The following is a 2,156-nucleotide window of genomic DNA, read 5'->3' on the forward strand; positions in this document are numbered from 1 at the left end:
CGAGTGATGAAGCTGCGCCTGGTTGAATGGGTGCTGATGCCTTTTGACTCGTAACCACAGCACTCCAAAGCATTCCGCAAAAATAAATCCGCTGCTTTAAAGCAAACGTGCTTTGTGGGGTTGCGACTGCTGGGAAACAACCATTGATTGTTCGGTACGTCATCAGTCTTCAGGCGTTCGTGTAGTGTTGGATGAACCGGCACTTGCCTAGTTTGACGATGTCCGCTAGTATCTGTCTTGCGAGTTCTAGCGCGGAAAGTGATGTACTCGCGCGGACGACCAGATGCGTACAAATCCTCAACCCGCAGCGCCACAATTGCGCCCCACCTTTCCCCTGTGTAATAGGCAATATCCCAAAATAACTGATGCCAACCTTGCCCAACTCTACGAATCTTTAACTACTCAGATTCCCAGATTATTTCCGCTTGTCCGTGTCGTAAAATTTTAGCCATAAGTCACTATAAGTTTTGGGCAATTGACAACTCAAAGTTCTCTATATTATTTTAATTGGTGAAAATCTCGATGGCTTTGTTTTAAATATTCCCCCCGACACCGTACAAGTAGCTTTTTATGTTTACTGTCACACAGTACGAACAAACAACGGTCTTGAATATACGCCAGTCACAGGAAGAAATTCTCCAGACATAAACCCGATCGCTGGCGGTTATCAATTTATTGCTTTCTCCTACCCAAATCTAAAGCTTTCTTTTCCTCAATTTGATTTGAGGAACGCTGGGACTTTCACCCAAATTAATTCACAAATTACTTACATGCATCTAGGCAAGGTTTTTCCGAATCAATTCCCCCAATATTAAGTTCGCCTGATTTTTCTAATCCTTATGTTTGGGGTATAGATAATATTATAATTTCCCCCCGGTAGACAGAATAACTGTCGCTCCTAGCTTGCTTGATTTTGAATTACTTGAAGACTTGCCGCGAATCATAAATAGGCGTCATCAAATTATTGAAGAAGGAGAGGAAACAAAAAGAATGACTGGCGATTTTAGTTTGGTTATAGTTGCATTGCGTCTGTTGGCGACAAATACAAATCTGCCAGCACAAGTAACGCAAGCATACTTAGCAATCACTGCTAATATCAACGAATTAAAACCACCAATTAACACAATAAATGCGACCACTCAAACAACTGCGACCACAGTCAATTCAGTTTCTAACGTAGTTCAATCTACAGCGACTAAAGTAGATGACTTGGCAGCGGGTTTAACCAATGTAAGAACTACTGTAAATCCTACTGCAACTCGCGGGCCAAACGTTGCTAATAAATTAGATGATGATGCTGGTACGGTTAACAATGTTAGCACAAAACTAGATGATGTAGGCAGTGCATTCAATCGAACTTTTAACAGACTTCAAGATATTTTTGAGTAAATAACAAAGCGACTTGATAGATGGGCGAAGTGGTTGCGCTTGCCCATTGTTGGACGCACTATCTTTTCTCCTTTTGTTGCAGGCAGCGATGCTGTCTAGCACCGTATTACAAACTGTAGTAAAAATGCTTAACGCGCGAGTTCAAGTAATAGGATTAATCGCTGCGGATGGTGAAAAATTTAAGGTTTTTGCTCTGGTACACGCAGATTCATTTATGTCAAGTATTTTAGAAGATGACGAGTCAAATAAAACTCAAAATCCCAGGAAAAAGCTAAACAACATTTCTCAAGGATTAACTCGAGTCAAAAAATTATTAATTCACCTCGTTTAATAATGGAATTAGTCAGCCAAATGACTGGAGAAATTGGCAAGGCATTAAGATATGCTGGCTGTTTGAAAATGCGTTAAATTGGTTCGCGTAACAAATTAGTGCAGCTACTGCTTGCCAAACAAAGTTAAATGGACTAATTCAGAATATACAGATGCAGCTGAAGTGAAAAATCTTCAGGATACAGTAAGTGAAATGCGCGAACAGCGACAAAAGTTTAATCAAGCTGTTGCTGATTTAGTTGGCAGCAAAACCGAGATAGAAGCAGACAAGAAAGCTAAATACCAAAAAACTACGAGTCTACCATCTGATTTAAAAGCCTGAAGGATTTTGACCACTTACAATCTATTTAACGTCTACTTCACAATCAACAAGTAAATGAGTTTTTTAAGCAGGTTGACGGGCCCGAAAACATCGAAGATATTCGTAACATTCCTGG

At 40.3% G+C, this 2,156-nt stretch carries 3 protein-coding genes and 1 pseudogene; 3 read left to right on the top strand and 1 reads right to left on the bottom strand.

Annotated elements, in window-relative coordinates:
* Nucleotides 1-314: pseudogene (locus ACE1CM_RS11610) on the bottom strand (site-specific integrase); the annotation flags it as partial.
* A gap of 589 nt (nucleotides 315-903) precedes the next feature.
* On the opposite strand from ACE1CM_RS11610, the gene ACE1CM_RS11615 reads away from it, so the two are divergent.
* From ACE1CM_RS11615 to ACE1CM_RS11625, 3 genes are all read left to right on the top strand, one after another.
* On the top strand, nucleotides 904-1,389 hold the full coding sequence (locus ACE1CM_RS11615; RefSeq protein WP_374877630.1) for a hypothetical protein: 486 nt from the start codon (nucleotides 904-906) through the stop codon (nucleotides 1,387-1,389).
* 88 nt (nucleotides 1,390-1,477) lie between these two features.
* Nucleotides 1,478-1,720: a hypothetical protein gene (locus ACE1CM_RS11620; protein WP_374877631.1), complete on the top strand. Its 243-nt coding sequence runs from the start codon at nucleotides 1,478-1,480 to the stop codon at nucleotides 1,718-1,720.
* 111 nt (nucleotides 1,721-1,831) lie between these two features.
* Nucleotides 1,832-2,041: a hypothetical protein gene (locus tag ACE1CM_RS11625; protein ID WP_374877632.1), complete on the top strand. Its 210-nt coding sequence runs from the start codon at nucleotides 1,832-1,834 to the stop codon at nucleotides 2,039-2,041.
* Nucleotides 2,042-2,156: the final 115 nt, after the last annotated feature.

Origin of the sequence: Microseira sp. BLCC-F43 (genome assembly GCF_041929235.1) — a bacterium.
Lineage (GTDB): Bacteria > Cyanobacteriota > Cyanobacteriia > Cyanobacteriales > Aerosakkonemataceae > Microseira.

Excerpts from the sequence above, each read along its gene's own strand:
- ACE1CM_RS11620 (WP_374877631.1), top strand. The coding sequence starts at position 1,478 with ATGCTGTCTAGCACCGTATTACAAACTGTAGTAAAAATGCTTAACGCG.